The organism is Dryocola boscaweniae, from assembly GCF_025215095.1.
Taxonomy (GTDB): Bacteria; Pseudomonadota; Gammaproteobacteria; order Enterobacterales; family Enterobacteriaceae; genus Dryocola; species Dryocola boscaweniae.
Genome location: NZ_JALHAP010000055.1, coordinates 1 through 2,969 on the forward strand (window position 1 = coordinate 1; position 2,969 = coordinate 2,969).

Annotated in this window: 1 rRNA gene; it reads right to left on the reverse strand. The window is 53.5% G+C overall.

The features are described 5' to 3' along the window. Positions 1 to 30: 30 nt before the first annotated feature. Positions 31 to 2,939: ribosomal RNA gene (locus tag MUA00_RS00310) — 23S ribosomal RNA — on the reverse strand. Positions 2,940 to 2,969: the final 30 nt, after the last annotated feature.

A 2,969-nucleotide genomic window follows, 5' to 3' on the forward strand; every position in this document is an offset into this window, starting at 1 on the left:
TCTCTCTCACCAAAACACCTTCGGTGTTGTAAGGTTAAGCCTCACGGATCATTAGTACTGGTTAGCTCAATGCATCGCTGCACTTACACACCCAGCCTATCAACGTCGTCGTCTTCAACGTTCCTTCAGGACTCTCAAGGAGTCAGGGAGAATTCATCTCGGGGCAAGTTTCGCGCTTAGATGCTTTCAGCGCTTATCTCTTCCGCATTTAGCTACCGGGCAGTGCCATTGGCATGACAACCCGAACACCAGTGATGCGTCCACTCCGGTCCTCTCGTACTAGGAGCAGCCCCCCTCAATTCTCCAGCGCCCACGGCAGATAGGGACCGAACTGTCTCACGACGTTCTAAACCCAGCTCGCGTACCACTTTAAATGGCGAACAGCCATACCCTTGGGACCTACTTCAGCCCCAGGATGTGATGAGCCGACATCGAGGTGCCAAACACCGCCGTCGATATGAACTCTTGGGCGGTATCAGCCTGTTATCCCCGGAGTACCTTTTATCCGTTGAGCGATGGCCCTTCCATTCAGAACCACCGGATCACTAAGACCTGCTTTCGCACCTGCTCGAGCCGTCACTCTCGCAGTCAAGCTAGCTTATGCCTTTGCACTAACCTCACGATGTCCGACCGTGATTAGCTAACCTTCGTGCTCCTCCGTTACGCTTTAGGAGGAGACCGCCCCAGTCAAACTACCCACCAGACACTGTCCGCAACCCGGATTACGGGTCTACGTTAGAACACCAGCCATTAAAGGGTGGTATTTCAAGGTTGGCTCCACGCAGACTGGCGTCCACGCTTCAAAGCCTCCCACCTATCCTACACATCAAGGACCAGTGTTCAGTGTCAAGCTATAGTAAAGGTTCACGGGGTCTTTCCGTCTTGCCGCGGGTACACTGCATCTTCACAGCGAGTTCAATTTCACTGAGTCTCGGGTGGAGACAGCCTGGCCATCATTACGCCATTCGTGCAGGTCGGAACTTACCCGACAAGGAATTTCGCTACCTTAGGACCGTTATAGTTACGGCCGCCGTTTACCGGGGCTTCGATCAAGAGCTTCGCCTTGCGGCTGACCCCATCAATTAACCTTCCGGCACCGGGCAGGCGTCACACCGTATACGTCCACTTTCGTGTTTGCACAGTGCTGTGTTTTTAATAAACAGTTGCAGCCAGCTGGTATCTTCGACTGGCTTCAGCTCCATCCGCAAGGGACTTCACCTACGCGCCAGCGTGCCTTCTCCCGAAGTTACGGCACCATTTTGCCTAGTTCCTTCACCCGAGTTCTCTCAAGCGCCTTGGTATTCTCTACCTGACCACCTGTGTCGGTTTGGGGTACGATTCACTGTTACCTGATGCTTAGAGGCTTTTCCTGGAAGCAGGGCATTTGTCACTTCAGCACCGTAGTGCCTCGTCATCACGCCTCAGTGTTAACAGAAGTCCGGATTTACCTAAACTTCCCACCTGCACGCTTAAACCGGGACAACCGTCGCCCGGCCAACATAGCCTTCTCCGTCCCCCCTTCGCAGTAACACCGAGTACAGGAATATTAACCTGTTTCCCATCGACTACGCCTTTCGGCCTCGCCTTAGGGGTCGACTCACCCTGCCCCGATTAACGTTGGACAGGAACCCTTGGTCTTCCGGCGAGCGGGCTTTTCACCCGCTTTATCGTTACTTATGTCAGCATTCGCACTTCTGATACCTCCAGCAGACCTCACAGTCCACCTTCGACGGCTTACAGAACGCTCCCCTACCCAACAACGCATACGCGTCGCTGCCGCAGCTTCGGTGCATGGTTTAGCCCCGTTACATCTTCCGCGCAGGCCGACTCGACCAGTGAGCTATTACGCTTTCTTTAAATGATGGCTGCTTCTAAGCCAACATCCTGGCTGTCTGTGCCTTCCCACATCGTTTCCCACTTAACCATGACTTTGGGACCTTAGCTGGCGGTCTGGGTTGTTTCCCTCTTCACGACGGACGTTAGCACCCGCCGTGTGTCTCCCGTGATAACATTCTTCGGTATTCGTAGTTTGCATCGGGTTGGTAAGCCGGGATGGCCCCCTAGCCGAAACAGTGCTCTACCCCCGAAGATGAGTTCACGAGGCGCTACCTAAATAGCTTTCGGGGAGAACCAGCTATCTCCCGGTTTGATTGGCCTTTCACCCCCAGCCACAGGTCATCCGCTAATTTTTCAACATTAGTCGGTTCGGTCCTCCAGTTAGTGTTACCCAACCTTCAACCTGCCCATGGCTAGATCACCGGGTTTCGGGTCTATACCCTGCAACTTAACGCCCAGTTAAGACTCGGTTTCCCTGCGGCTCCCCTATACGGTTAACCTTGCTACAGAATATAAGTCGCTGACCCATTATACAAAAGGTACGCAGTCACCCCATAAAAGAGGCTCCCACTGCTTGTACGTACACGGTTTCAGGTTCTGTTTCACTCCCCTCGCCGGGGTTCTTTTCGCCTTTCCCTCACGGTACTGGTTCACTATCGGTCAGTCAGGAGTATTTAGCCTTGGAGGATGGTCCCCCCATATTCAGACAGGATACCACGTGTCCCGCCCTACTCGTCGAACTCACAGTAAGTGTGCCTTTGTGTACGGGAGTATCACCCTGTACCCTGCGACTTTCCAGACGCTTCCACTGACACACAAACTGATGCTGGTTCTGGGCTCCTCCCCGTTCGCTCGCCGCTACTGGGGGAATCTCGGTTGATTTCTTTTCCTCGGGGTACTTAGATGTTTCAGTTCCCCCGGTTCGCTTCGTTAAGTTATGTATTGGCTTAACGATAGTGCAACGAATTGCACTGGGTTTCCCCATTCGGAAATCGCCGGTTATAACGGTTCATATCACCTTACCGGCGCTTATCGCAGATTAGCACGTCCTTCATCGCCTCTGACTGCCAGGGCATCCACCGTGTACGCTTAGTCGCTTAACCTCACAACCCGAAGGTGTCTCGTGAGACACA